A 25,983-nucleotide genomic window follows, 5' to 3' on the forward strand; every position below is an offset into this window, starting at 1 on the left:
AGAGAGGGAGGTGGGGTGGGATTCCGGGGGCCGGTGGGCTCGTGGGCGATCGGTCCGGCCCGGGAGCGGGCCGGGCGGACGGGGTGACGGACCGGTCAGCCCGCCGCCCCGTCCGCCCCGGTCTCCGGTGCCTTCGGCGGCCGTCCCCGCCGGGGCGGTCCGCCCGCGCCGCGCGGCAGCCGGCCCGCGTCCGCCAGTGCCTTCCGCAGCAGGAACTCGACCTGCGCGTTGGTGCTGCGGAGCTCGTCACCGGCCCAGCGGGTCAGGGCGTCGTGGATCAGCGGGTCCAGCCGCAGCAGCACCTGCTTGCGCTGCTGCGGCCGTCGCGCGGGCCTGCGGGCGTCGCCGCCCGGGCCCGCGGGGCTCTCGTCACTCACTGGTAGAGCGAGCCCGTGTTCAGTACCGGCTGGGCGGCGCGGTCACCGCACAGCACCACCATCAGATTGCCGACCATGGCCGCCTTGCGCTCCTCGTCCAGCTCGACGATGCCCTGCTCGCTGATGCGCACCAGCGCCTGCTCGACCATGCCGACCGCGCCCTCCACGATCTGCTGCCGCGCCGCGACCACCGCACCGGCCTGCTGCCGCTGGAGCATCGCCGAGGCGATCTCGGGTGCGTAGGCGAGGTGGCTGAAGCGGGACTCGATGATCCGTACACCGGCCGCCTGCACTCGGGCGGTCAGCTCGGCGGCGAGCTTCTCGGTGATCTCCTCGGCGTTGCCGCGCAGCGACAGGGCGTCCTCGTCGTGCGCGTCGTAGGGGTACTCGATCGCGATGTGGCGGACCGCCGCCTCGGTCTGGGTCGAGACGAACTCCAGGAAGTCGTCCACCTCGAAGAGCGCCTGCGCGGTGTCCTCGACCTGCCAGACGACGATCGACGCCAGCTCGATCGGGTTGCCGTACGCGTCGTTGACCTTCAGTACCGCGGTCTCGTGGTTCCGCACCCGGGTGGAGATCTTCCGGGCGCTGGTCAGCGGGTTGACCCAGCGCAGACCGTCGGTGCGGATGGTGCCGACGTACCGGCCGAAGAGCTGGATCACCCGCGCCTCGCCCGGCGCCACCATCTTCACGCCCGTCATGCAGAAGATCGACGTCAGCAGCGTCAGGATGCCGACGATGATCAGCGCGGCGGCGAGCCCGGAGCTGCCGCCCGAACCGGCGACCCCGCCGCCGATGATCATCGCGATGCCGAGGAAGACACCGATCGTCGTCAGCAGCAGCGCCAGGCCGCCCGGAATGCTGTGCGCGGCCTTCTCGCGGACCTGCGGGGCGGGCATCTCGGGCGTATCGGCGAGCGGTGCCCCGCCCTCGGGCGGGGTGGCGGGTGTGGTCTCGGACATGGGAGCCCCGTTTCTCGTGACGCGCCCGGAGCGCCGGACGCGGGGTCGGCGGCGCGCCCGGGCGGTCCCCGGTGCGATCTCACCGACTCATCAAAGTGATATCACTTTAACGCCCCTGTCCGGCCGATGCGCAACCCCGTCCGCGGTTCCGTCGCGTCAGGTGCTCTTTGTCACGTAGGAAAACCCCTTGATCGATGAGCATTTGGGGGCAGATGCGGTGTTAGCTTCAACAGCTGACCCAACGGCTGTCCCACCGGCGATCACGGGGGCAGCCCTCAACTGGGGGCGGTACGACGAAAGTGACAGGAGCCATGGGCCGAGCGGACGCGACACGAACGCGGCAGGGGAGCCGCGGGACCGGACCCCGGCGCCCGAAGGGCCGGATACGCCGCCTCTTCACCTGGAAGAAGATGCTCGGCACCTTCTTCGGGATATGCCTGCTCGGCATAGCCGGCGCCTTCGGCCTGTACTTCTACGTCGACGTCCCCGCGGCGGGCACCGAAATCGCCACGGCGCAGAGCAACGTCTACAAGTACGCCGACGGCAAGGTGCTCGCCCGCACCGGCAAGCTCAACCGCGAGAGCGTCCCGCTCAGCCAGGTGCCCCTGAAGGTGCAGCACGCCTTCGTCGCCGCCGAGAACAAGACCTTCTACGACGACTCCGGCGTCGACCTCAAGGGCACCTTCCGCGGCATCTACAACACCCTCCGCGGCCAGGGCAAGCAGGGTGGCTCCACGATCACCCAGCAGTACGTCAAGAACTACTACCTCTCCCAGGAGCAGACGGTCTCCCGCAAGCTCCAGGAGATCGTGATCTCCCTCAAGGTCGACGCCGAGAAGGGCAAGTCGGAGATCCTCGACGGCTACCTCAACACCAGCTACTACGGGCGCGGCGCCTACGGCATCCAGGCCGCCGCCCAGGCGTACTACCGCAAGGACGCCGGCCAGCTGACCGTCTCCCAGGGCGCCTACCTCGCCTCGCTGCTCCAGGCCCCCAACCAGTACGACTGGGCGATCGCCACCCCGGACGGCAAGAAGCGCGCCCAGGCCCGCTGGAACTACACCCTCGACAACATGGTCGAGATGAAGTGGCTCAGCCAGGCCGAGCGGGACAAGCAGAAGTTCGACGTGCCGAAGGACCCCAAGCCCCAGGAAGGGCTGACCGGCCGCACCGGCTACCTCGTCAAGGCCGCCAAGGACGAACTCTTCGCCCACGGCGTCGACGAGAAGAAGTTCGAGCTGGGCGGCTGGACCGTCACCCTCGGCATCGAGAAGGACAAGCAGCTCGCCCTGGAGAAGGCCGTCAAGCAGAAGCTGACCGCCGACCTCGACCCCAAGCTGCGCGAGGCCGACCGGAACGCCCAGCTCGGCGCCGCCTCCGTCGACCCGAGCACCGGCCACATCGTCGCGATGTACGGCGGCGCCGGATACACCCAGCACTACATCAACAACGCGACGCGCCAGGACTACCAGCCGGCCTCCACCTTCAAGCCGCTGATCCTCGCCACCGCCCTGGAGAACCACGCCACCACCCAGGACGGCCGCCCGATCACGCCCGACACCGTCTACGACGGCACCAGCCGGCGCCCGGTCACCGGCGGCACCGCACCGTTCGCGCCGCCCAACGAGGACCAGCGCAGCTACGGCAACATCACCGTCCAGAAGGCGATGAACAACTCTGTCAACTCGGTGTTCGCGCAGATGGGCGCCGATGTCGGCCTCGACAGCCTGAAGAAGACCGCGACCTCGCTGGGCATGAACGGCGCCCGGATGGACGTCCAGCCCGCCATGACCCTCGGCTCCATGGGCGCCAGCCCCGTCCAGATGGCCGGCGTCTACGCGACCTTCGACAACCACGGCCGGAAGGTCACCCCGACCCTGGTCACCAAGGCCGAGCACGCCACCGACCCGGAGCCGGACCTGCCCGACCCCATCGGTGACCAGGTGCTCAGCCGCAAGACCGCCGACACCGTCACCTCCGTGCTGCGCGGTGTGGTCGACGACGGTACGGCCACCGCGGTGCGGGCCACCTCGTACCAGGCGGCGGGCAAGACCGGCACCTCCGACGACAACAAGTCGGCGTGGTTCGTCGGCTACACGCCCAAGCTGGTCACCGCCGTCGGCATGTTCGGCGAGGCCGAGGGCGGTAAGCAGGTCACCCTCCGCGGCGCCGGTGGCGGCGGCCGCGTCAACGGTGGCGGGTACCCGGCACAGGTGTGGGCCGCCTACAACGCGGGCGCGCTCGGCTCCGACGCCGGCGCCACCTTCGACCTGGACGCCGACTCGGGCATGGGCGTGGCCCCGCCGCCCCCGCCGACCGACACCGCCCCGCCGTCGGAGACGCCGTCCGGCACCCCGACCGAGACGGAGAGCCCGTCGGGCACGCCGACCGACGACCCGACGCCGACCGACTCCGGCGACCCGACGCCCACCGACACCGGCTCGGCCCCGACCGACCCCGGCACCGGCGGTACCAACAGCGGCACCACCGGCGGCCCGGGCGGCGCCAACGGCGGCGCGGGCAACGGCGGCAACAACGGCACCGGTGCCGGCGGCGCGGGCAACGGCGCCGGCGGTGCCACCGACGGCCTCAACGGACTGAACTGACCCGCCCGCACAGCCCGCGGCCCCCGCCCCGTACCCACGGGGCGGGGGCCGCGGCCGTGCGGCGGCGGGTCAGCCGCCGTTGACCTTCTTGGCGATCCGGTCGCCCAGCTCCTTGTCGACGTTGCGCCAGTACTGGAACGCCCGCTCCAGCACCGGCTTGCTCACGCCGTTGAGCAGATGCCCGGCAACATTGCTCACCAGCCGGTCGCGCGCCGCGTCGTCCAGCACCTTGCGGACCATCGTCCCCGGCTGCCCGAAGTCGTCGTCCTCCCGGCGCTTGGTGTACGCCTCCCGGACCAGCTCACCGGCGGTCTCCCAGCCCACCGGGTCCGTGCCCTCCTGCGCGGCCGCCGCCGGGCCCCCGTAGGAGTTCGGCGCGTACGGCCGGGCCGTACGGGCCGGGTCGAACCGCATCGGCCCGTCCTTGGCGTACGAGTGGACCGGGACGTGCGCCCGGTTCGGCGGCAGCTGGGCGTAGTTCGGGCCGATCCGGTACCGGTGCGTGTCCGGGTACGAGAACAGCCGTCCCAGCAGCATCTTGTCCGGCGACGGGCCGATGCCCGGCACGAGGTTCGACGGTTCGAACGCCGCCTGCTCGATGTGGATGAAGTAGTCCTCCGGGTTCCGGTTCAGCGTCATCCGCCCGACCTCGATCAGCGGGTAGTCGCCGTGCGGCCACACCTTCGTCAGATCGAACGGGTTGAAGCGGTAGTCCGGCGCGTCGTCGAACGGCATGACCTGCACATACAGCGTCCACGAGGGGGCGTTGCCGCTCTCGATCGCGTCATGGAGGTCCCGGCGGTGGACGTCGGCGTCCACCCCGGCCAGCCGGTCGGCGTCCGCCTGCGTGAGGAAGTCGATGCCCTGGTCGGTCTTGAAGTGGTACTTGATCCAGAACTTCTCCCCTCCGGCGTTGACCCACATGTACGTGTGCGAGCCGTAGCCATTCATGTGCCGGTAGTTCTTGGGGATGCCGCGGTCGCCCATCAGCCAGGTGACCATGTGGGCGGACTCCGGCGACAGCGTCCAGAAGTCCCACTGCATGTCGTTGTCGCGCAGCCCGTTGTCCGGGCGGCGCTTCTGCGAGCGGATGAAGTCCTGGAACTTGATCGTGTCGCGGACGAAGAACACCGGGGTGTTGTTGCCCACCAGGTCGTAGTTGCCGTGCTCGGTGTAGAACTTCAGGGCGAAACCGCGCGGGTCACGCCAGGTGTCGGGGGAGCCCTGCTCACCGGCGACGGTCGAGAAGCGGGCCAGCATCTCCGTCGTCTTGCCCGGCTGGAAGAGATCCGCCTTGGTGAACTGGCTGACGTCGTTGGTGACCTTGAAGAAGCCGTACGCGCCGCTGCCCTTGGCGTGCACCACCCGCTCGGGGACCCGTTCCCGGTTGAACTGGGCCATCTTCTCGATCGTGTAGTGGTCGTGCAGCAGGATCGGACCGTCGGGGCCGACGGTCAGCGAGTTCTCGTCGCTCCCGACGGCGATACCGGCGTTGTTCGTTGTGTGCGGGACGTTCTGCGCGGGCCTGGACATGGAGGAGCGCCTCCGTTTCGACTGGGAAGTGGGGGAGTGGGGGGTCAGTCAGTCCCTTTTGTCCACCCAAGCAGTCAACTCCGCCGACGGCATGTCGGCAACCCTGCCCCAGCCGCCCCGCACAGGACGCACCCACACGTACGAAGGCCCCGCCCGGCACCCGGCCCCGGCCCGCCGCCGCACACGACGGAGCCCCGCCCGGCTGCCCGGACGGGGCTCCCGCACGCCGCACGCACCACGCGCCCGGCCGGGTGATCAGCGCGGACCGGCGCCCGGCGGCATCGACAGCTCGAACCAGACGACCTTGCCCATGCTCAGCCGGGTGGCGCCCCAGCGCCGCGCCATGCGGTTGACGAGATACAGACCGCGCCCGCCCTCGTCCGACGGGCGTGCCTGCCGCAGCCGCGGCAGCTGCGGCACGTCGTCGCCGACCTCGCAGCGCAGCACATCCGTCCGCAACAGCCGCAGCGTCACCGGCCGCTCCGCATACCGCACCGCATTGGTCACCACCTCGCTGACCAGCAGCTCCACCTGATCCGTCAGCTCCTCCAGGCCCCAGCGCGACAGCGCCCGCCGGGCCAGCCGGCGCGCCTGCCCCGCCGTCTGGGCCTTCGGATCGAGATACCAGTAGGCGACATCGCTGGGTGCTATCCCGTCGAATCTCGCCGCCAGCAACGCGATGTCGTCGTCGCGGTCGCCGGGCCCGAGCATGTCCAGCACCTCGTCGCAGAGCGGCTCCAGCGGCGGCGGGTTGGGGCCCGTCAGCCGCGCCGTCTCCGCCAGCCGCTCCCGCAGCTGCTCGATGCCCGTCCACACGTCACGGATCCGCGACTCCACCAGACCGTCGGTGTAGAGGACCAGCGTGGCGCCGGCCGGGGCGTCCAGCTCCACCGCCTCGAAGTCCACACCGCCGACCCCGATGGGCGCACCCGCCGGGACCCGCAGCACCTCCGCCCGGCCGCCGCGGTGCAGCATGACGGGCGGCGGATGTCCCGCGTTCGCCACGATGATGCGGTGCGCCACCGGGTCGTACACCGCGTACAGGCAGGTCGCCATGCGGTCCGAACCCAGCCGCTGCGCCTGTTCGTCGAGGTGGTGCAGGACCTCCTGCGGCGGCAGATCCAGCCCGGCCAGCGTCTGCGCCGTCGTCCGCAGCTGCCCCATGATCGCCGCCGAGGTCATCGAATGCCCCATGACATCCCCGACGACCAGCGCCACCCGGCTGCCCGGCAGCGGAATCGCGTCGTACCAGTCGCCGCCCACCCGCGCCGTCTCCGCGGCCGGCAGATAGCGGCTGGCCAGGCGGACGCCGGTGGGCTGCGGCAGCGAGTCCGGCAGCATCGTGCGCTGCAGCGCGTCGGCGATGTACGCCTCGCGGCCGTAGAGCACCGCCTTGTCCACACCGAGCGCGGTGTGCGTCGCCAGCTGCGCCGCCACCAGCAGATCGTCGCCCTCGAACGCCGGACGGTCCGGGCGGCGCAGGAACACCGCCGCGCCGATCACCCGGCGGCGGCCGCGCAGCGGCGCCAGGATCACCCGGCGCCCACCCGGCAGCTGGGTGCCGTCACCCAGCAGCTCCGGCAGCGCCGTCCGCGCCGCCGGGACGTCGCCGAAGAGCGGCCGCACCCCGCGCAACACCTCCGCCAGCGGCCCGCCGGCCAGCACCTCGGCCAGCTCGGCCGCGCTGCCGCCCATCGCCGGACCCAGATCGGGCTGCGCGGGCAGCACCGGCAGCCGGATGCCGTTGGTGTCCGGCTCCTCCGGGATGCGGTCGGTGCGCCGCAGCCGCAGCACCATCGGCTCGGTCGGCCGCTCGTCGCCCACCGGCAGCGGATCGCGCAGATACACCAGGATGGCGTCGGCGAACGTCGGGACCGTCGCCCGGCAGAGCCCCAGCACGATCTCGTCGAGATCGATACCGCGGGCGATCCGCCGGGTGGCCGCGCCGATGAACCGCAGCCGGTCCCCGCCCGCCTGCCGGGCGGCCGCCGCCTCGTCACTCTCGCCCGGATGGTCCGCCCGCGCCGGAGGAACCGGCGCCGCGCCGCCCACCGCACCCGCGGGCGGCGGCACGAACGCGCCGGACGACCCGCCGTCACCCGGCGGCCGCGACCGGCCGCCCTCCCGTGGCCGCCCGATGCCCTCGGCCGGTACGTGGCCGGTGCCCGGCCGCGGCTCACCGGGGCGCGGCTCACCCTGCTCCGGCGGCTGCGTCCCGCCGACCGCACCGCGCGCCGCCAGCCCGTCGTCGTACGGGGCGTGACCGCCGGCCGTACGGGGACGGCCGTGGCCCCCGACCGGCTCGCCGCCGCCCGGCCCGGCACCTGCCGTGACCAGCGGGGCGTCCGGCGGCCCGGCGGCCGCGCCGTTCTCACCGCGTACGGCGAAACCGGCCCCGGGCAGCGGGGCGAAGCCCGCCGCCCCCGGCTGCTGGAGGGCGCTGCGCGGATCCGGCACCCCGCCGAGCGGCGAGGAGCCCGGGCCCCGCGCAGGGGACGCCGAAGGAGCGGCAGGCGGGACCGGCTGCCGCAGGTGGTGGGAGGTTGGGTGCTCCGTCACGCGTGGGATTCCATCCGTCCGGGGCTGCGCGCCCGACGCGCCGCGTGTCAAGCGCGCCGGTGCGACGCGCCTGACCCGCTGCGTCTCAAGCGCGTCGCAGGTGCAGAAAGAGCTGGATCTCAGGTGGTACGTCCGTACTGGCCGGGGCGTACGCGTAGGAATCCTCCCCGGCGATGTCGAAACCGGCGTCGCGCACGACACGGCGCAGGTCCTCACGCAGGAAACCCGATACCCGGATCGAGTTGCCCAGGAACGGAATCGTGAAGTCGTCCACATCGGCCTCGACCATGGACAGGGCCATCACCCCACCCGGCCGTAGCAGATCATGCAGCATCCGCAGCGCATAGGGAATCTCCGCGCGCGGCAGCATCAGCAGGGTGAAGTACGCCGTGATCCCGTCGAACGACCCGGGGTCGCCCAGCGAACCGTGCCGCAGCTCCGCGACGTCCATCCGGTGGAACTCCGCCTCGGGGACGTTCTCCCCGGCCACCTTGACCATCGTGGGGGAGAGGTCGATGCCCACCACCCGGTGGCCCGCCTCGGCGAGCTGACGGGAGGTGGGCAGACCGGTGCCGCAGCCGACGTCCAGCACCCGCGAGCCGGACGGCAGTTCACCGGCCAGCCATGCGGCGGACGAGACCTGTCCGTCCTTGTGCGGGAACGCTTCGTCGTAGCGGTCGCCGATCGCGTCGAACGCCTCGGCCTGACCCGCCCGGTCCAGAGCTAACCGGTTCAGGCCCTCGTACTTGTCGTAGCTGTCAGCGCTCACGACCTCGCCTCTCCTGCGCCCGCGGTCAAGTTCTGTGGTGGATGGTGGAGTTGCGCCTGTGCAGTCTCGCGGAGGACGATCCTACGGTTCGTGGCCCAGGGCGCAGCAAGGGGGCTCGGCACCCGGTCCACCGAGCAACCGGAGGAGTTGCCCCCAGGCGCGTCTTTCCACCCATCGCCCCGTTCACTCGCCCGACTCCGCCTTTCCTCTCTTCGCCCGCTCACGACCGCAAACGCTCGGGGACACGGTCCCAGTCCGCCGGCAGTGACGGCAGCTCCCACGCCGGATCGGGCCGCCACTCCTCCCAGCCGTCCCGGAACGGCGCGCCCCACTCGGCGATCCGCTCCACCGCCGCCCGGCCCGCGGCCCGCACCCGCGCCGCCTGCTCCGGCGGCATCAGCCCGTCCCGCTGCGCCTGGTCGAACTCGTCCTCGTCCCGCCACTCCCAGCTGCGGTCCGGGTAGACGCACAGATCGAGGAAGTGGTCCTGGGAATCGATGCCGCCCGCCCAACGGACGCGCGGCTCCTCCAGATTCACGTACCAGTTCTTGAACCGCCACTCGCGCTCCCAGAACAGCCACACCGACCACGGCTCGCCGGGCCGCGCCAGCTTCAGCACGCCGGTGCCGAACCAGCGGTCGTACGAGATCCGCCGCGGCCTGGTGTAGCGCGTCGCCAGCGGCTCGCGGTGCACCGCGGTGCCGTCGGCCATCACCGGCTTCACACAGGCGGTGCCCGGTGCCATCCACACCGCCAGCAGGTCTTCGGTGTCCTGGACCACGGTCACCGGGCGGCAGATGTGGAAGCGCGCGCCGTCGGCGTTGTCGCGGTAGCGCCACAGGATGTGGGTGCCGGGCGCCCACCGCGCGGTCGCTGCCGCCGCCCGTCGCGGCCCGGGAGTCCCGTGCCCGGCCGGCGTGCCCGCCGTGGTCCCCGTCCTCTCCGCTGTCATGGCCAGATCTTAGGGCCTGCCGCGGCCCTTCCGCCGTCCGCCCGCAAGGTCGCGCGGGCGGTGGCGCGAGGGCGTGCCGCGAGGGTGCCGGCGTACGCCCCGAGGGGGGACGTCCGCGGTGTCACGGGTGTGTCATCCGCAACACGTCCAGCGCCTCGTCGAGTTGGGTGGCCGTCAGCAGTCCGCGCTCCACATAGCCGCCCTCGTCGACGACCTGACGGATCGTCTTCCGCTCGGCGAGCGCCTTCTTGGCGATCTTCGCCGCCTCCTCGTAGCCGAGGTACTTGTTGAGCGGGGTGACCACCGAGGGGGACGACTCGGCGTACTCACGGGCGCGTTCGGTGTGGGCGGTGATGCCGTCGACGGTGCGGTCCGCGAGCAGCCGGGTGACGTTGGCCAGCAGCCGGATGGATTCCAGGACGTTCTTGGCGATCACCGGGAGCATGACGTTCAGCTCGAAGTTCCCGGCCGCGCCGGCCGCGGCGACCGTCGCGTCGTTACCGGTGACCTGCGCGGCGACCATCAGCACCGCCTCCGGGATCACCGGATTGACCTTGCCCGGCATGATCGAGGAGCCGGGCTGGAGATCGGGCAGGGCGATCTCGGCGAGGCCGGTGCGCGGCCCGGAGGCCATCCAGCGCAGATCGTTGGCGATCTTCGTCAGGCCGACGCCGATGGTCCGCAGCTGACCGCTGATCTCCACCACGCCGTCGCGTGCGCCCTGCGCCTCGAAGTGGTCGCGCGCCTCGGTGAACGGCAGGCCGGTGGCGCGGGCGACGCGCTCGATCACCGCGGCGGAGAACCCGGGCGGGGTGTTGATGCCGGTGCCGACGGCCGTGCCGCCCAGGGGGAGTTCGGCGAGCCGGGGCAGCGAGGCGCGCAGCCGCTCGACGCCGTACCGTACCTGCGCGGCGTACCCGCCGAACTCCTGCCCGAGCGTCACCGGCGTCGCGTCCATCAGGTGGGTGCGCCCGGACTTCACCACCTCGGCGAACTCCGCCGCCTTGCGCTCCAGCGCCGCCGCGAGGTGGTCGAGCGCCGGGATCAGATCGCGGGTGACCGCCGCCGTCGCCGCGATGTGGATCGACGACGGGAAGACGTCGTTGGACGACTGGCTGGCGTTGACCTCGTCGTTGGGGTGGACGCCCCGGCCCAGCCGCTCGCTCGCCAGCGTCGCGATGACCTCGTTGGCGTTCATGTGGGACGAGGTGCCGGAGCCGGTCTGGAAGACGTCGAGGGGGAAGTGGTCGTCCCACCGGCCCGCCGCGACCTCCTCCGCCGCCTCGGCCACGGCCCGCGCCACCTCGGGGTCGAGGACCCCCAACTCGGCGTTGACCTCGGCGGCGGCGGCCTTGATCCGCGCCAGCGCCTCGATGTGGGCGCGCTCCAGCCGCTGCCCGGAGATCGGGAAGTTCTCCACCGCCCGCTGGGTCTGCGCCCGCCACTTCGCGTGTGCGGGCACCCGCACCTCGCCCATGGAGTCGTGCTCGGTGCGGAACTCCGCGCCCGCCGTGCCGTCCTGCCGGTCCGTCCTGTCGCTCACCTTCGCCACCTCCGAACGGGACAGCGTCCGGCGGCTCCGCGGTGTTCCCGACGACGGAGAGTTACCGCGGGTAATGCCCCGTGCGGGCTACGTTTCCGGCGCCCCCTGGGGAGCGCCGGAAACGGCTGTGGCGGATGCCGGACTCAGTGCGCGATGCCGTCGATCAGCTCGCGGGCGCCCTGCCGCAGCAGCGCCACCGCCACCGACGTGCCCAGCGTCGCCGGGTCCAGCCGCCCGGCCCACTCGTGGGCGTTGAGGACCGTCTTGCCGTCCGGCGAGAACACGCAGGCCCGCAGCGACAGATCGCCGCCCCGGGCGCGGGCGTACCCGGCGATCGGGGAGTTGCAGTGCCCCTGGAGGACGTGGAGGAACATCCGCTCCGCCGTCGCCTCCCGGTGGGTCGCCGGGTCGCCGAGCGGGCTGATGGCGTCGATCAGCTCGGTGTCGCCCTCGCGGCACTGGAGCGCCAGGATCCCGGCGCCGATCGGCGGGCACATCACGTCCGTGGAGAGCACCTCGGTGATCACGTCCGGGCGGCCGATGCGCTCCAGACCGGCGACGGCGAGCAGCAGCGCGTCGGCGTCGCCCGCGGCCAGCTTCTCCATCCGGCGGTTGGCGTTGCCGCGCATCGGCACGAACTCCAGATGCGGGTGCGAGGCGGCGAGCTGCGCGCGGCGGCGCACCGAGGAGGTGCCGATACGGGTCCCGGCGGGCAGCTCGTCCAGGGTGAGGCCGCCGGGGTGGACGAGGGCGTCGTGCACGTCGTCCCGCTTGAGGAACGCGGCGAACGCCGTCCCGGCGGGCAGCGGACGGTCGGCGGGCACGTCCTTGACGCAGTGCACCGCCAGATCGGCCTCCCCGGCCAGCAGCGCCGCGTCGACCTCCTTGGTGAAGGCGCCCTTGCCTTCGACCAGCGACAGATCGCCCAGCCACTTGTCGCCGGTGGTCTTCACGGGGACGACCTCGGTCCGCACCCCCGGATGGAGCGCGGCAAGTTCGGCGCGTACCCGCTCCACCTGGGCGAGCGCCATCGGCGAGTCACGGGAGACGATTCGGATCAACTCAGGGGCGGACATGGCTCCACGATAGGCCGTCGGCCCCGGGAGCCGGACGGGGGCGGGGCGTGTCTCGGTGGCGGCCCGGCCGCGCCGCCACCCGGCGCGCGGGACACCCCCGCGCGCCGGTCCCGCACGCCCGCGCCGCCCGGTCGCACCCGGTGGTCAGCGCAGCGCCGCGGCCCGCCTGCGGAGTTCGGCGTGGAGCCCGCCGTGCACCTCGGCCGGGGGCAGCCACTCCTTGCGGAGCTTGGCGACGCAGGTGTAGTTGCTGTCGCAGACGTTGGCCAGCGGCGACTCCACCGCCTGCGTCACGAACTGGTACGCGTCCAGCTCGCTCAGCCCGAAGTCCCGCGCCAGCCACTGCACCAGGTCCAGCTGCGAGATGCGGAAGGCGTCCTCCAAGGGGCGCGCCGAACCCGTCGAGATCAGATGGGTGTCGGACTCGATCCGCGGCCAGGGCGTCGCCACGCCCTTCAGCAGCTCCACGATCACCACCGTGTGCATCGCCGTCTCCACGGCGACACCGCAGGTCTCGCCCTCGCCCTGGCGCGCATGGCCGTCCCCCAGGCTGAACAGCGCACCCTCGACGTTCACCCCGAGGTAGCAGGTGACACCGGCGCGCATCTCCGGGGTGTCCATGTTGCCGCCGTGCGCATCCGGGACGAGCGCGGACCGCGCCTCCAGATTGGCCGGAGCCACCCCGACCGTGCCGTGCATCGGCTCCATGGGGAGCGTCAGCGTGTGGTCGCTGTCGCGGGCGGTGAAGCGGCACAGCCGCCGCTCCCGGTCGAGCTCCCAGATCCACACCGCCTCCGGGAGCGGCGGATGCAGCGCGGCGGTGGCGTGCGTCGCGGTCAGGGCCCCGAAGAGCGGCACGGTCGTCGACGCCGCCCAGTCCCGCCGCGGCTCGACGGAGACGAAGTGCACCGCCAGGGTGTCCCCGGGCTCGGCTCCCTCGACGTGGAACGGCCCGGTCTGCGGATTGACGTAGGGGAACTCGCAGACCCGCGAGACCAGGTCGTCGGCGGTGCGCACCCGGCCGCCGAAGCAGTCCTCGGTGTGCACGTCCAAGGCGGTGCCGGGCGCGATCCGCGCGACGGGCGGCACACCGCCGAACGTCCAGGCGTACTCCTGCGCGGTGGGCCGGACGGTGAGCACCCGCGGGGCGTCGGCGCGGTCGGTCATCGGGACTCCTCATCGTGGGGTGGATCGGACGGGACGGCGGGCCGGGGCGCGTCCGGACGTGCGGCGGGCCCGGACGCGCCGGGGCGTGCGGGGGAGCGGGATGCGCCGGGGCGCGCGGCGGGTGCGGTCGCGCCGGGGCGCGCCGCCGGGCCGGACGCGCCCGCCGCCCCCGCTCCGTCCGCCGCCTCGATCCCGACGAGTCCGGCCGCCGCCAGCGCGTCCGGCCGCCGGCGCCGCACCACCGCGACCACGGCGAGCCCGACGGCCGTCCAACCGGCCACCACCGCCCCCGCGTACGAGACCGGCGGGGTCAGCTTCGCGACGAACGGGAACGCCGGGATCCCGGCGGCGGTGAGCAGCGCCGGGGTGAACGCGGCGATGCCCAGCAGCGGGAGCAGCAGATGACGCACCGGGCGGAACGCGGTGCGGTGGCGGCGCAGGAAGTACCCCGTGCAGGCGGCGTTGGTCAGCAGGTAGACCGCGATGATCGCGACCACCACCACCGTCGCCAGCAGCAGGAACGCGGTCCGCGGGCCGTACGCCGCCCCCAGGAGCAGCGCGGCGCCCAGCGCGATCACGAACTGCGCCGCCAGCCCCACCACGGGCGAGCGGTGCACCGGGTGCAGCCGCGCGAAGGCCCGCGGGAAGAGCCCGTCCCGGCCCAGCGCGAAGGCGGTCCGGGTCGAGGCGTTGGTGGCCGCATTGGCGTTGGCGACCGTGGAGTTGACCACCGCCAGGAAGATCAGCACCCAGAAGATCCCGTAGGAGGCGCGGGCCACCCCGTCCCAGGACGCCGCCCCGGACGGCCCGAAGGAGGCGAACGCGTCCGGCCCCACGTACACCGTGATCGCATACGTCGTCAGGACGAACAGCAGCCCGACGGAGAGCGCCGCCCCGAGGACCGCGCGGCGCAGCGTACGGCGCGGATCGCGGGTCTCCTCGGCCAGCGGCGCCGCCGCCTCGAACCCGGCGAACGCCAGCACCGTGTAGACCGACCCCGCGATGACACCGGAGAGCCCCGGGTGGTCCGGCGGGGTGTGCGCGGTGCCGAACACCGTCAAGGTGTTGTGCCGCCCGGCGGCCGCGATCAGCAGCACCGCGAGCACCACGAAGACCAGCACCTCGAACACGCCGAGCACGGTGCCGAACCGCGCCGACGCCCTTATCCCGTAGAACCCCGTCACCACGATGAGCACCGCCCCGGCGACCGCCCACGGCCACCACAGGCCCGCCGGGTAACCGGGCCACTCCTGGTGCAGCGTGTCCGCGACCGTGAACCCCAACTGGAGCAGTAGCAGCCCCGGTACGAGCGCCTCGACCAGCAGATACGTCCAGGCCACCAGGAAGCCGACGACGGGGTGCAGCCCCTGGGCGCTGTATGTCGCCACCGAACCGGCCGACGGCAGCTGCCGTGCCAGCTCCGCGACGGACGAGGCGGTGAACAGGCAGGCGACCAGCGCGATCAGCACCGACAGCGGCAGCGCGCCGCCCGCGTACGCCGCCCCCGCCGGGATCGACACCGCGACGGCGGCGGCCGGAGCCATCGACGTCACGCTCTGGAACAGCACCTCCCGCAGCCCCACGGCGTCCCGCCGCAGCCCCGGACCGCCCCCGCCCGTCCCCTGCCGCCCCGTGTGTCCCTGCTGTGCCACGGCCGCTCCCGGACCTCATGACGTTACGGACCTCCGCAGCGTAGGGAGGCCCGCTCCGGTGACGGAAGAGGCCATACGGTCAGCGTTGCCGACGCTCCCCGGGGCACGCCGGCGGGCCCGGCAGGCGCCCCGGGACCTGCACCGACGACCGAAATCGCGCCGCGGGCCCCCGGTGTGCAAGGGTGGAATCTCGTCCAAAGCATCTCGGTGAAGGGAGAAGCGCATGTCCTCGAAGCGACGCCGCAAGAAGAAGGCCCGCCGCAAGAACGGTGCCAACCACGGCAGCAGGCCCCAGTCCTGAGCCGTCGGCTCCGTCCCGGCAACGCCGATGCCCCGCACCTCCGTTGAGGGCGGGGCATCGGCGTGTGCGGACGCCTACGCGCCGGGTGGTGCGCCGGGCGGCGCGTACGGCGTCCGCGGGTCCGCAAGGCCGTACGGCGGCGCCTGCGGGCCCGCGGCGATGCCCGGGGCCGGCGCGGCGGCCCGTCGCCTGTCCGACCGGGCGTGGTACAAGGCCAGCGCCGCCACCCCGCAGAGGAGGGCGACCGCGCAGAGGCCCGGGACGACGGCGGAATCGCCCGCGCGGACCTCGCTGACGGTCGCGGCGCCGCTTCCGATGCCCAGGGCCACGAGGGTGCCGATCTGCCGTTTCCGCGCCCCGGGGTTCGGTGCCTTCGACAGGGGGCCGACCGGAGGCGGCGGGCCGAAGCCGGGCGTCGGTGCGGGGCCCGTGGCGCGCTGCATGACCAGGCACGGCGGCGCGCCCCGCCGGGTCTCCCACCGGACGACGGCGTAGCCGTGCCGGTGGCCGAGCAGCGCCGTCTCCTCGGCGGTCATGCCCGCCCCGGTGGTCCGCACCTTGGCCTCCGGCCGCCCGTCGAAGGAGCGGAGGATCTCCTCCCGGCGTCTGCGCTGTTGGGACGCGGTGCCCACGAGGTCGCTCCAGCCGGAGACCGCGACGGCGGCCGCGGCACCGAGCGCCAGGACGGCGACACCCAGCATGATCAGAACGGTCATGCCGCATCCTCCCATCCGGCCCCACCACCGGTCGGCGCCCCGTCCCGCACCCCCGCGGTGGAGACCCCGGGAACGACCTCCCGGAAGACCGACGGAATCTCGAAGGCGACGCCTCTCGCACTCATGCGAATCACCACCGCGCCCGCGCCGTTACGTCCAACTCCCGTACGGAAATGGGGAATTCCCCGGAATCGTACGCTCGGGGGAAAGCCGTCAGCCCGGCGGAAATGCCGGCGGAACGCGTCCGGCCGCCACCCGTGCGGGGTGACGGCCGGACCGGAGCGGGCGCGTGCCCAGGGCGGTGCGGGGCGCGCGCGGTATCCGCGCGCGCCCCCGACATATCAGGCGCCCTGACGCACCGGGATGCTGGTGAACGTCGGCGCGGGCGCCGGGTCCTGGAAGAAGTCGTTGCCCTTGTCGTCGACGACGATGAAGGCGGGGAAGTCCTCGACCTCGATCCGCCAGACCGCCTCCATGCCCAGCTCCTCGTACTCCAGGACCTCGACCTTCTTGATGCAGTCCTGGGCGAGGCGGGCCGCCGGGCCGCCGATGGAGCCGAGGTAGAAGCCGCCGTGCGCCGCGCAGGCGTCGGTGACCTGCTGGGAGCGGTTGCCCTTGGCGAGCATGATCTTCGAACCGCCGGCCGCCTGGAACTGCTCGACGTACGCGTCCATCCGGCCCGCGGTCGTCGGGCCGAACGAACCGGAGGCGAAGCCCTCGGGCGTCTTGGCCGGACCGGCGTAGTACACCGGGTGGTTCTTCAGGTACTCCGGCATCTCCTCGCCGGCGTCCAGCCGCTCCTTGATCTTCGCGTGGGCGATGTCACGGGCGACGACCAGCGTGCCGGTGAGCGACAGCCGCGTCTTGACCGGGTGCTTGGTCAGCTCGGCGAGCATCTCGTCCATCGGGCGGTTCAGGTCGACCTTCACCGCGTCGAGGTCCGGGCCCGCGCCCTCGGTCAGCTCCTCCTCGGTGGTCTCCGGGAGGAAGCGCGCCGGGTCGGTCTCCAGCTGCTCCAGGAAGACACCCTCGGCGGTGATCTTCGCGACCGCCTGCCGGTCCGCGGAGCAGGACACCGCGATGGCGACCGGGCAGGACGCGCCGTGCCGCGGCAGACGCACCACGCGCACGTCGTGGCAGAAGTACTTGCCGCCGAACTGCGCGCCGATGCCGATCTTCTGCGTCAGCTCGAAGACCTTCTCCTCCAGCTCCTTGTCACGGAAGCCGTGACCGGTCGGCGAGCCCTCGGCGGGCAGCTCGTCGAGGTAGTGCGCGGAGGCGTACTTGGCGGTCTTCAGCGCGTACTCGGCGGAGGTGCCGCCGACGACGATCGCCAGGTGGTACGGCGGGCAGGCGGCCGTCCCCAGCGAACGGATCTTCTGCTCCAGGAACTTCATCATGGAGGTCTCGTTGAGGACCGCCTTGGTCTCCTGGAAGAGGAACGACTTGTTGGCGCTGCCGCCGCCCTTCGCCATGAAGAGGAACTTGTAGGCGTCGCCGTCGTTCGCGTACAGCTCGATCTGCGCCGGGAGGTTGGAGCCGGTGTTCTTCTCGTCCCACATGGTCAGCGGGGCCATCTGCGAGTACCGCAGGTTGAGCTGGGTGTACGCGTCGAAGATGCCGCGCGAGAGGGCCTCCTCGTCGCCGCCCTCGGTGAGCACCTGCTGGCCGCGCTTGCCCATGACGATGGCGGTGCCGGTGTCCTGGCACATCGGCAGCACGCCCGCCGCCGCGATGTTGGCGTTCTTCAGCAGGTCCAGCGCGACGAACCGGTCGTTGGCGCTGGCCTCCGGGTCGTCGAGGATCTTGCGGAGCTGCGCGAGGTGCGTGGGGCGCAGGTAGTGGGCGATGTCGTGCATCGCCTCGGCCGCCAGCTTGCGCAGCGCCTCCGGCTCGACCTTGAGGAACGTACGGCCGTCCGCCTCGAAGGTGCTCACGCCCTCCGACGTGACCAGGCGGTACCGGGTGGTGTCCGCGCCTACGGGAAGCAGGTCGGTGTAGGCGAATGCGGGGCCGGAGGGGCGGGAGACGGGGGACATGGGGGCCATTCCTCACTCGACAGGGGGTTCCGCTGGCATCTGCGGCAGCACCGACCAGCGTAGAACCCTGGCGCGGCGCGACGGTTGTGAGGTAAGGCTCAGTTACCCGGGAGGCGTGCGGAAGGCGGCGGTGCGCCCCGGGGTCCGCCCCTGATACGTCCCTGAGCCCCACCCTGAGACGTCCCGGAGGCCGACCCTGACGTACCCCGGAAGTTTGTGTCCGGGGCGATCCGGTGCCTCGAATCCCTGTTCGCGATGTATCGCGTTTGGGTATGTTGGGCGCGTGGATGCTGAGAACCGGGGGACCGACCCCGCGACCCCCGCCGGACCGCGCGAGAGCGGTCGGCAGCCCGCGCCTGGGGAACGGCGGCCGGTCGACATGACCAAGCCCGTCGCCGAGGCGGACCTCCGGGCGTCGGACGCGGACCGCGACCGGATAGCCGAGATCCTGCGCGAGGCGCTGGCCGAGGGGCGGCTGGACGCCGAGGAGCACGCCGAGCGGATCGACGCGGTCTACCGCGCCAAGACCCTGGGCGAGCTGGAGCCGATGGTGCGCGATCTGCCCGCACCGGGCCGTGCGGCGCCCCCGCGGGCCACCGCCGAGGCATACGCCGCGCCGGTGCCGGACCAGAGCCTGGTCGCGGTCTTCAGCGCCTCGACCCGCAAGGGCCGCTGGCGGGTGCCGGGCCGGATCAACGCCGTGGCGATCTTCGGCAGCGTGGAGATCGACCTGACCGAGGCGCTCTTCCCGCAGCAGCATGTGCAGATCAACGTCACCGCGATCTTCGGCAGCGTCGAGATCCGCGTCCCGGAGAACCTCACCCTGCGCAGCAGCGGCTCCGGAGTGCTGGGCTCCTTCGAGGTGGCGACCAACGACGCGGTCGAGCCGGACGCCCCGGTCGTCCAGGTCAACGGCTACGCCCTGCTGGGCAGCGTGGAGGCCAGGCCCAAGCGCGGCGCCTGGGTCCGCGACCTCATAGGCAAGCTGCGCGACGACCGCCAACAGCTGCGCGACCAGCTCCGCGAGGACCGCCGCGACCGCCACGCCGCCCGGCGCACGGAGCGGTACGACCGCCACGACCGCTTCCGCAAGGACGGCGACTGACGAGGGACGGGACGAGGCCCGCGGGTCGGGCGCGGCGCGGCGTAGGTCTGGCCGGCGGGCGTCCGCCGGGCCGTCCGGACCGCCCGCGTACGGCGGCTCCCGGACCGGCGTACGACGCCGCTCCGGGCCCCCTTCCCGATCACCACGGTGTGCATAAGCGCGGGTACAGCGGGTAGGGCTGGGGCATCGTCTCTCGTACGGCGGCGGGCTGCGAAGGGCCGTGCGCAGAGGGACGGACCAGGGTGCCGCCCACTTCGCCGAAGCCGTCGTCAGGAGTAGACCGTGCTGCTACCGCAACAGCCCCTGCAGGCCGCCGCTGCCGTCCCGTCCCAGCGAGTCCCCTCACGTGACGAGGCAGGTCCCTGGCACGCCGAGGCGGCCTGCCGCCGGGACGAGGCAGGACTCTTCTTCGCCCCGTCCAAGGAGCCCACCGCCGCCCGGCTGGCGCGCGAGGAGGCGGCGAAGCGGGTCTGTGCCCGCTGTCCGGTGATGCTCGAATGCCGTGAGCACGCCCTGCTCCAGCCCGAGCCGTACGGCGTCTGGGGCGGCCTGACCGCCGCCGAGCGCCGCGTCGTCCTCACCCGGCGCCGCCGCCGCGAGGCCGACATCCCGCGCCAGCCCCGGATGCCGGCCGCGGGCTGAGTTTTTCGGAGCGGGCGGCGCGGCGTGTGCCTCCCGGAGCGGCCGGGAACGGCCCCGCCGGGACGCACGCGCCGCCCGCCCGCCCGCGTCGATCAGCTGGGGCGCTCGAAGTCCACCGTGCTGTACGCGCGCAGCTTCGACAGCCGGTGCTGCGAGTCGATCTGGCGGATCGTGCCGGACTTCGAGCGCATCACCAGGGACTGCGTGAAGGCGGTGTCCGCGCGGTAGCGGACGCCGCGCAGCAGCTCACCGTCGGTGATGCCGGTGGCGACGAAGAAGACGTTGTCGCCCTTGACGAGGTCGTCGATGGCCAGGACCTTGTCCAGGTCGTGCCCGGCGTCGAGGGCGCGCTGACGCTCCGCGTCGTCCTTGGGCCACAGCTTGCCCTGGAAGGAGCCGCCCATGCACTTCAGCGCGCAGGCCGCGATGATGCCCTCGGGGGTGCCGCCGATGCCGAGCAGCAGGTCGACGCCGGTGCCCTCGCGGGCCGCCATGATCGCGCCGGCCACGTCGCCGTCCGCGATGAACTTGATGCGGGCGCCGGCCTCCCGGACCTCCTTGACCAGGCCGTCGTGGCGCGGCCGGTCCAGGATGACGACGGTGACGTCCTCGACGGCGGAGCGCTTGGCCTTGGCGATGCGCTTGATGTTCACCGCGACCGGCGCGTTGATGTCGACGAAGTCGGCGGCCTCGGGGCCGGTGGCGAGCTTGTCCATGTAGAAGACCGCGGACGGGTCGAACATGGAGCCGCGCTCGGCCACGGCCATCACGGAGACGGCGTTGGCCATGCCCTTGGCGGTCAGCGTGGTGCCGTCCACCGGGTCGACGGCCACATCGCACTCGGGGCCGGTGCCGTCGCCGACGCGCTCGCCGTTGTAGAGCATCGGGGCGTTGTCCTTCTCGCCCTCGCCGATGACGACCACGCCGTTCATCGACACGGTGTGGATCAGGGCGCGCATCGCCTTGACCGCCGCACCGTCGGCGCCGTTTTTGTCACCGCGCCCGACCCACCGGCCCGACGCCATGGCGCCGGCCTCGGTGACCCGGACCAACTCCAGGGCGAGGTTGCGGTCGGGGGCCTCGGGGCTGACTTCCAGGGGGGACGGGAGCTGATGCTCGGACACGAGCGCACCTTTCTGTACGGCTACTGCCGCAGGTCTGAGGGTGTTCACGATTTTATCGGTACATCGCGAAAGTGAGCAGGCGGCCCTTCGCATGAGCGGAGCGGTGCCCGGCGGTGACAGGCCGCGTCCGGGGCGGCGCCGCGGCGTCCCGGGGGCCGTGTCCTGTTCGTCCGGGCCATGGGGGACCATAGGGACGTGGCTGGAATGCGAGGCAGACAAACGGTTCGGGACATGGTCCTGTCGCTGGCGGTGATCGGCGTGCTCGTCGCGGCGATCTACTACTTCATCCCGCACGACGACAGCGGCGCCGCGGAGCAGAACGCGGTCAAGACCGTCGACACCCGCGTCGAGGTCATCACGGCCCGCCGCGCGGCGCCGTATCCGATCGCCGCGCCGGAGGGGCTGCCCGAGACCTGGCGCGCCACCTCCGTGTCGTACCGCGCGAGCGACGACGGCAAGGGCGGCGCCTGGCATCTGGGGATGCTCGACCCGGAGGAGCAGTACGCGGCGGTGGAGCAGAGCGACGCGCCCGCGGAGCAGTTCATCAAGGACGTCACGCTCGGCGCCGAGCGGGCCAAGGGCGAGCAGGCCGTCGGCAGCAAGAAGTGGGAACGTTACAAGGGCGAGAAGTACAACGCGCTGGTGCGCAAGGAGACCGGTGTGACGACGGTGGTCACCGGTACCGCGCCGTACGGCCGGCTCGCCGAGCTGGCCGCGGCCCTGGTGGCGAAGAAGGGCTGACCGGGCCCGCGCCCGCGGAGACGACGAAGGCCGCCGCACCCCTGAGGGGAGCGGCGGCCTTCCGTGTGCCGGGGGCCGCCGGGTGCGGCGGCCGTCCGGGCTCAGATCGTGGTGACGGCCTCGGTGTACTCCAGGCGCGGCGAGCGGGGGAAGAAGGCGTCCGGGCCCGGCTTGCCGAAGTTGATGACGAGGAAGGACTTCTGCTTGCCGTCGCCGAAGAACTCCTTGTCGAGGGCGGCGAAGTCGAAGCCGGTCATCGGGCCGGCGGCCAGACCGGCGGCGCGGATGCCGAGGATGAAGTAACCGGCCTGCAGCGTGGCGTTCTGGGTGCCGGCGACCTCGCGGACGGCCGCCTCGGAGAAGAAGGTGTCCTTGACGCCCGGGGCGTGCGGGAAGAGCTGCGGCAGCTTCTCGTGGAAGTCGAGGTCCACGGAGAGGATCGCGGTCAGCGGCGCGGCCAGCGTCTTCGGGCCGTTGGCGCCCATGGCGTGGGCGACCAGGCGCTTACGGGCGTCCTCGGAGCGGACCAGCGTGAGGCGCAGCGGCGACTGGTTGAACGCGGTCGGGGCGAACTTCACCAGGTCGTAGATGGCCTGGACCTGCTCGTCCGTCACCGGCTCGTCCGTGAACGTGTTGGCGGTCTGGGCCTCGCGGAAGAGGAGGTCCTGAGCGGCGGCGTCAAGGGCGAGAGACATGGAAGCACCTCGGTGAGTCAGATAGGGGAGGGTCGGGGCTGCCGAACCGGTGTGTCTAGGTGCTCCACTGTAGCCGAATTAGATTAATATTCAACTAAAGCCCCGTGGGTGTGAGGGGATTCACGGTGGGGTGTGCGGGGGCGCCACGAAGCCGGGCGGCGCGCCGTTGCGGCTCCGCCGCCGGGTACGGGACCGGGCCCGCGGCTTCAGAGGCTCAGCCCCGGTCGCCGTTCCCGTCGGCCGCATCGGAATCGGCGAGGGCCGCGTCCAGCCGGGCGCGGGCGCCGTCCAGCCAGCGGCGACAGACCTTGGCCAGCTCCTCGCCGCGCTCCCAGAGGGCCAGCGACTCCTCCAGCGTCGTACCGCCGGCCTCCAGGCTGCGGACGACCTCGATCAGCTCGTCCCGCGCCTGCTCGTAGCCGAGGGTGGAGTCCACGGGCGCCACGGGCTCAGGGGTCTGCTCCTCGGCCGCACCGTGCTCCGCGTCCGCCATCTCGTCCGTCTCCGCCTTCGCCATGCCGTCCAGACTATGCGCTGGGTGTGACAGCGCTGTTGCCGTCGTCCGTACCGTCGGTGACCCGTACCGCGAAGGCGCCCTCGGACACCCGCGCGCGCAGCTCCTCGCCGCCGGCCACCTCGGCGGGGGAGCGCACCGCCGAACCGTCGCCCCGCTGCAGGACGGCGTAACCGCGCTCCAGCGTCGCCTTCGGGGAGAGCGCGACGACCCGGGCGCGGGTGTGCGAAAGCTCCGAGTCGGCGCGGTCCAGCAGATGGCCGAGGGTCCGGCGGCCGCGGCCGAGCAGCGCATCGATCTGCTCGGCGCGCTCCGTGACCATCCGCTGCGGATGGCGTATCGACGGGCGGCTCAGTGCCGCCGCGAGCCCCCGCTCCTCCCGCTCCAGGAAACCGCCGACCGCGCGCAGCGCCCGCTCGCGCAGCTGCCGCACCCGCGTCAGCTCCTCGCCGACGTCCGGTACGACCTTCTTCGCCGCGTCGGTCGGGGTGGAGGCCCGCAGGTCGGCCACGAGGTCGAGCAGCGGGGTGTCCGGTTCGTGGCCGATCGCGGAGACGACCGGGGTGCGGGCCTCGCCGACCGTCCGCACCAGCCGCTCGTCGGAGAACGGCAGCAGATCCTCCACGCTGCCGCCGCCGCGCGCCACGATGATGACGTCCACCTCGGGCAGCGCATCCAGCTCCCGCACCGCCGCGATGACCTCGGGCACCGCGCGCGCACCCTGGACGGGGACGTTCCGCACGTCGAAGCGGACGGCGGGCCAGCGGTGCCGGGCGTTCTCCAGCACATCCCGCTCGGCGGCGCTGGCCCGGCCGCAGACCAGGCCGATCAGCTGTGGCAGGAACGGCAGCGGCTTCTTGCGGCCCGCGGCGAACAGGCCCTCGGCCGCCAGGGACTTCTTCAGCTGCTCCAGCCGCGCCAGCAGCTCGCCCACCCCGACCGGCTTGATCTCCGCGGCCCGCAGCGACAGCTGGCCGCGCGGCGCGTACCACTCCGGCTTGGCGTGCACCACCACCCGGGCGCCCTCGCCGACCACGTCCGCCACCTGGTCGAAGACCCGGCGATAGCACGTCACGCTCAGCGAGATGTCGTGCGACGGGTCGCGCAGCGTCAGGAAGACCACGCCCGCGCCCGGCCGCCGCGACAGCTGGGTGATCTGCCCCTCGACCCAGACGGCGCCGAGCCGGTCGATCCACCCGCCGATCAGCCGCGACACCTGACCGACCGGGATCGGCGCTTCGGGAGACGTGGAGAGAGCCATACGAGCGAGAGTATCGGCGACCGGTGACAACGGCGGGCTCCGACGACGGCCGCTCCGGCGGCGGGGCCGGCGCCGCGCCCGTCGGCCCGGCCTCGCGCCCGGCGGCCGCGCCCCGCACCCGGCAACGAAGCCCCGCCCCCGGCCGCCCCCGGCCCCCCCGCCTACCGCCCCGCCTTCCCCTCCCGCCGGGCCCTCCCGTACTGGAACGCCAGCACCCCCAGCCCCACCGCCAGCCACGCCGCGCCCACCAGCTGGGCCGTCCGGGACGCCTCGACGATCACCGCGACCACCACGGCCAGACCCACCACCGGCACCACCACGTGCCGCAGCACGCTCGGCACCTCGGCGCGCCGCCGCACCCGGAACCAGCCGATCACCGACGCGTGCAGCAGCGCGAACGCGGTCAGCGCGCCCACGTTCACGATCGACGACAGATGGTCGAGCCCGTCGGCCCGCCGCGCCGCCCACACCGCCGCCACCAGCGTCACCACCGCCGCGCCCAGTAGCGCCCGGCGCGGCACCCCGCTGCCCACGTCCACCTTGGCCATCGCCCCCGGCAGCCGCCGGTCCCGGGCCATCGCGAAGAGCAGCCGCCCGGCCGCCGCCTGCCCGGCCAGCGCCGCGAACGCCGCGCCCAGCGCCTTGCTCGCCGCCACCAGATCGTGCAGCCAGCCGCCCACCGACGCGTCGACCGCCGTGTAGAACGCCGCGCCCTGCTCACCCGGTTTCGCGGCCAGCTCCGCCGCCGACATCGGGGCCAGCAGCGCCGCCAGATACGTCTGCACCGCGAACAGCACACCGGCCACCACCAGGCAGGTGAGCACCGCCCGCGCCACCCGGTCCGCGCCCCGCCGCCCGGCGCCCGCCGCCGGTCCGTGCGCCCCCTGAGCCTCCTCCGCGAACGCCGCGATGGCGTCGAAGCCGAGATACGACAGCACCGCCACCGACACCGCGGCCAGCACCGCCGTCATCGAGAAGGAACCCTCACCCGTCAGCGGCGTCGCCCAGCCGCGCTGCGCGCCGTGCGCCACCAGCTCCACCACCGCGGCGACCACGAACACCGCCAGCACCGCGATCTCCATCGCCAGCACCGCGAACCCGACGACCGCCGCCGTCCGCACCCCCCACAGGTTCAGCAGCGTCGTCACCACCACCGCCAGCGCCGTCCACACCCACTGGTGCACCCCCGGGACGAGCGCATGCATCGCGATCCCGGAGAAGAGGTACGCCACCGCCGGGATCAGCAGATAGTCCAGCATCGCCATCCACCCGGCGACGAACCCGGCGCCCTCGCCGAGCCCCACCCGCGCGTACGTGTAGACCGACCCCGCCTGCGGCGCCACCCGCACCATCTGGGCGTACGAGTACGCCGTGAACGCCATCGCCACCGTCGCGACGAGATAGACGAGGGTGACCGCCCCGCCCGACTTGGCCTGGAGCGTGCCGAAGATCCCGACCGGCGCCATCGGGGCGATGAACAGCAGCCCGTAGACGATCAGATCCCGGAAGCTGAGCGTCCGCCGCAGCCCCGGAGCGCTGCTCGCGCCCTGCTCCGGGGCGGCCACCGCGCCGCCTTCCCCGCCCGCCGGACCCCCGGCCGTCCCGCTCGCCGTGTCGTTCGTCCCCGGCATACCGCCTCCTCGCTCGTG

At 72.9% G+C, this 25,983-nt stretch carries 22 protein-coding genes; 5 read left to right on the forward strand and 17 right to left on the reverse strand.

The window, feature by feature from the left end; all coding sequences use genetic code 11:
* Nucleotides 1-95: 95 nt before the first annotated feature.
* Together ACZ4U4_RS07460 and ACZ4U4_RS07465 are read right to left on the reverse strand one after the other, a co-directional pair.
* Nucleotides 96-377, reverse strand: coding sequence for a type II toxin-antitoxin system antitoxin (locus ACZ4U4_RS07460; protein ID WP_467869967.1), 282 nt, complete (start codon nt 375-377; stop codon nt 96-98).
* A complete protein-coding gene (locus ACZ4U4_RS07465; protein ID WP_467869969.1) occupies nt 374-1,339 on the reverse strand; it encodes an SPFH domain-containing protein in 966 nt (321 codons plus the stop codon). The genes ACZ4U4_RS07460 and ACZ4U4_RS07465 overlap by 4 nt, the downstream gene beginning before the upstream one ends.
* Nucleotides 1,340-1,650: 311 nt before the next feature.
* Between ACZ4U4_RS07465 and ACZ4U4_RS07470 the strand changes: the two genes are divergently transcribed.
* On the forward strand, nt 1,651-3,945 hold the full coding sequence (locus ACZ4U4_RS07470; protein WP_467869971.1) for a transglycosylase domain-containing protein: 2,295 nt from the start codon (nt 1,651-1,653) through the stop codon (nt 3,943-3,945).
* Nucleotides 3,946-4,014: 69 nt separating this feature from the next.
* Here the strand turns inward: ACZ4U4_RS07470 and ACZ4U4_RS07475 are convergent, their stop codons facing one another.
* From ACZ4U4_RS07475 to ACZ4U4_RS07510, 8 genes are all read right to left on the reverse strand, one after another.
* Nucleotides 4,015-5,478, reverse strand: coding sequence for a catalase (locus tag ACZ4U4_RS07475; RefSeq protein WP_467869973.1), 1,464 nt, complete (start codon nt 5,476-5,478; stop codon nt 4,015-4,017).
* 255 nt (nt 5,479-5,733) lie between these two features.
* Nucleotides 5,734-8,037 (reverse strand): SpoIIE family protein phosphatase, encoded by a 2,304-nt coding sequence (locus ACZ4U4_RS07480; RefSeq protein ID WP_467869975.1) that lies wholly within the window; start codon nt 8,035-8,037, stop codon nt 5,734-5,736.
* Nucleotides 8,038-8,122: 85 nt separating this feature from the next.
* Complete coding sequence (locus ACZ4U4_RS07485; protein WP_467869977.1) at nt 8,123-8,806, reverse strand: class I SAM-dependent DNA methyltransferase; 684 nt, start codon at nt 8,804-8,806, stop codon at nt 8,123-8,125.
* Nucleotides 8,807-9,026: 220 nt separating this feature from the next.
* Nucleotides 9,027-9,758, reverse strand: a complete 732-nt coding sequence (gene fomD, locus ACZ4U4_RS07490; RefSeq protein ID WP_467869979.1) for a cytidylyl-2-hydroxypropylphosphonate hydrolase — start codon at nt 9,756-9,758, stop codon at nt 9,027-9,029.
* 121 nt (nt 9,759-9,879) lie between these two features.
* Nucleotides 9,880-11,301, reverse strand: coding sequence for a class II fumarate hydratase (locus ACZ4U4_RS07495; protein ID WP_467869981.1), 1,422 nt, complete (start codon nt 11,299-11,301; stop codon nt 9,880-9,882).
* 143 nt (nt 11,302-11,444) lie between these two features.
* Nucleotides 11,445-12,377, reverse strand: coding sequence for a hydroxymethylbilane synthase (gene hemC, locus ACZ4U4_RS07500; RefSeq protein WP_467869983.1), 933 nt, complete (start codon nt 12,375-12,377; stop codon nt 11,445-11,447).
* Between the two features lie 144 nt (nt 12,378-12,521).
* Nucleotides 12,522-13,544, reverse strand: coding sequence for an acetamidase/formamidase family protein (locus ACZ4U4_RS07505; protein ID WP_467869985.1), 1,023 nt, complete (start codon nt 13,542-13,544; stop codon nt 12,522-12,524).
* Nucleotides 13,541-15,196, reverse strand: a complete 1,656-nt coding sequence (locus ACZ4U4_RS07510) for an APC family permease (protein WP_467869987.1) — start codon at nt 15,194-15,196, stop codon at nt 13,541-13,543. The genes ACZ4U4_RS07505 and ACZ4U4_RS07510 overlap by 4 nt, the downstream gene beginning before the upstream one ends.
* A gap of 223 nt (nt 15,197-15,419) precedes the next feature.
* Here ACZ4U4_RS07510 and ACZ4U4_RS07515 point away from each other — a divergent pair, with 223 nt between their 5' ends.
* Complete coding sequence (locus tag ACZ4U4_RS07515; protein ID WP_370443954.1) at nt 15,420-15,497, forward strand: 50S ribosomal protein bL37; 78 nt, start codon at nt 15,420-15,422, stop codon at nt 15,495-15,497.
* 74 nt (nt 15,498-15,571) lie between these two features.
* Here the strand turns inward: ACZ4U4_RS07515 and ACZ4U4_RS07520 are convergent, their stop codons facing one another.
* Both ACZ4U4_RS07520 and ACZ4U4_RS07525 read right to left on the reverse strand, forming a co-directional pair.
* Nucleotides 15,572-16,213 carry a hypothetical protein gene (locus ACZ4U4_RS07520; RefSeq protein ID WP_467869989.1) on the reverse strand — a complete coding sequence of 214 codons (642 nt, stop codon included), beginning with the start codon at nt 16,211-16,213 and terminating at the stop codon, nt 15,572-15,574.
* A gap of 341 nt (nt 16,214-16,554) precedes the next feature.
* The gene (locus ACZ4U4_RS07525; protein ID WP_467869991.1) at nt 16,555-18,252 is read right to left on the reverse strand and encodes a fumarate hydratase; all 1,698 of its coding nucleotides are present in this window, start codon (nt 18,250-18,252) and stop codon (nt 16,555-16,557) included.
* 283 nt (nt 18,253-18,535) lie between these two features.
* On the opposite strand from ACZ4U4_RS07525, the gene ACZ4U4_RS07530 reads away from it, so the two are divergent.
* Nucleotides 18,536-19,357, forward strand: a complete 822-nt coding sequence (locus ACZ4U4_RS07530) for a DUF1707 SHOCT-like domain-containing protein (RefSeq protein WP_467869993.1) — start codon at nt 18,536-18,538, stop codon at nt 19,355-19,357.
* Nucleotides 19,358-19,639: 282 nt separating this feature from the next.
* Nucleotides 19,640-19,999, forward strand: a complete 360-nt coding sequence (locus tag ACZ4U4_RS07535; protein ID WP_467869995.1) for a WhiB family transcriptional regulator — start codon at nt 19,640-19,642, stop codon at nt 19,997-19,999.
* 92 nt (nt 20,000-20,091) lie between these two features.
* Here ACZ4U4_RS07535 and glpX read toward each other — a convergent pair whose 3' ends face one another.
* Nucleotides 20,092-21,123, reverse strand: a complete 1,032-nt coding sequence (gene glpX / locus ACZ4U4_RS07540) for a class II fructose-bisphosphatase (RefSeq protein ID WP_467869997.1) — start codon at nt 21,121-21,123, stop codon at nt 20,092-20,094.
* A gap of 204 nt (nt 21,124-21,327) precedes the next feature.
* On the opposite strand from glpX, the gene ACZ4U4_RS07545 reads away from it, so the two are divergent.
* Nucleotides 21,328-21,864, forward strand: coding sequence for a DUF4245 domain-containing protein (locus ACZ4U4_RS07545; RefSeq protein WP_467870901.1), 537 nt, complete (start codon nt 21,328-21,330; stop codon nt 21,862-21,864).
* A gap of 101 nt (nt 21,865-21,965) precedes the next feature.
* On the opposite strand, the gene ACZ4U4_RS07550 is transcribed toward ACZ4U4_RS07545, so the two are convergent.
* The 4 genes from ACZ4U4_RS07550 to ACZ4U4_RS07565 all read right to left on the reverse strand — a co-directional run bounded on the left by ACZ4U4_RS07550 (nt 21,966) and on the right by ACZ4U4_RS07565 (nt 25,965).
* Nucleotides 21,966-22,559 carry a malonic semialdehyde reductase gene (locus ACZ4U4_RS07550; RefSeq protein WP_467869999.1) on the reverse strand — a complete coding sequence of 198 codons (594 nt, stop codon included), beginning with the start codon at nt 22,557-22,559 and terminating at the stop codon, nt 21,966-21,968.
* A gap of 214 nt (nt 22,560-22,773) precedes the next feature.
* The gene (locus tag ACZ4U4_RS07555; RefSeq protein ID WP_467870001.1) at nt 22,774-23,076 is read right to left on the reverse strand and encodes an exodeoxyribonuclease VII small subunit; all 303 of its coding nucleotides are present in this window, start codon (nt 23,074-23,076) and stop codon (nt 22,774-22,776) included.
* A gap of 10 nt (nt 23,077-23,086) precedes the next feature.
* Nucleotides 23,087-24,334, reverse strand: a complete 1,248-nt coding sequence (gene xseA, locus ACZ4U4_RS07560) for an exodeoxyribonuclease VII large subunit (RefSeq protein ID WP_467870003.1) — start codon at nt 24,332-24,334, stop codon at nt 23,087-23,089.
* A 161-nt stretch (nt 24,335-24,495) separates the two neighbouring features.
* Nucleotides 24,496-25,965 (reverse strand): APC family permease, encoded by a 1,470-nt coding sequence (locus ACZ4U4_RS07565; protein WP_467870005.1) that lies wholly within the window; start codon nt 25,963-25,965, stop codon nt 24,496-24,498.
* Nucleotides 25,966-25,983 lie beyond the last annotated feature (18 nt).

The organism is Streptomyces sp. NPDC029159 (genome assembly GCF_055564055.1).

Coding starts and splice junctions, on each gene's coding strand:
- fomD (WP_467869979.1), bottom strand. CDS start 9,758: ATGACAGCGGAGAGGACGGGGACCACGGCGGGCACGCCGGCCGGGCAC.
- ACZ4U4_RS07545 (WP_467870901.1), top strand. CDS start 21,328: ATGCGAGGCAGACAAACGGTTCGGGACATGGTCCTGTCGCTGGCGGTG.
- ACZ4U4_RS07515 (WP_370443954.1), top strand. CDS start 15,420: ATGTCCTCGAAGCGACGCCGCAAGAAGAAGGCCCGCCGCAAGAACGGT.
- ACZ4U4_RS07465 (WP_467869969.1), bottom strand. CDS start 1,339: ATGTCCGAGACCACACCCGCCACCCCGCCCGAGGGCGGGGCACCGCTC.
- hemC (WP_467869983.1), bottom strand. CDS start 12,377: ATGTCCGCCCCTGAGTTGATCCGAATCGTCTCCCGTGACTCGCCGATG.
- ACZ4U4_RS07525 (WP_467869991.1), bottom strand. CDS start 18,252: ATGTCCCCCGTCTCCCGCCCCTCCGGCCCCGCATTCGCCTACACCGAC.
- ACZ4U4_RS07475 (WP_467869973.1), bottom strand. CDS start 5,478: ATGTCCAGGCCCGCGCAGAACGTCCCGCACACAACGAACAACGCCGGT.
- ACZ4U4_RS07505 (WP_467869985.1), bottom strand. CDS start 13,544: ATGACCGACCGCGCCGACGCCCCGCGGGTGCTCACCGTCCGGCCCACC.
- ACZ4U4_RS07550 (WP_467869999.1), bottom strand. CDS start 22,559: ATGTCTCTCGCCCTTGACGCCGCCGCTCAGGACCTCCTCTTCCGCGAG.
- ACZ4U4_RS07565 (WP_467870005.1), bottom strand. CDS start 25,965: ATGCCGGGGACGAACGACACGGCGAGCGGGACGGCCGGGGGTCCGGCG.
- xseA (WP_467870003.1), bottom strand. CDS start 24,334: ATGGCTCTCTCCACGTCTCCCGAAGCGCCGATCCCGGTCGGTCAGGTG.
- ACZ4U4_RS07520 (WP_467869989.1), bottom strand. CDS start 16,213: ATGACCGTTCTGATCATGCTGGGTGTCGCCGTCCTGGCGCTCGGTGCC.
- ACZ4U4_RS07470 (WP_467869971.1), top strand. CDS start 1,651: ATGGGCCGAGCGGACGCGACACGAACGCGGCAGGGGAGCCGCGGGACC.
- ACZ4U4_RS07555 (WP_467870001.1), bottom strand. CDS start 23,076: ATGGCGAAGGCGGAGACGGACGAGATGGCGGACGCGGAGCACGGTGCG.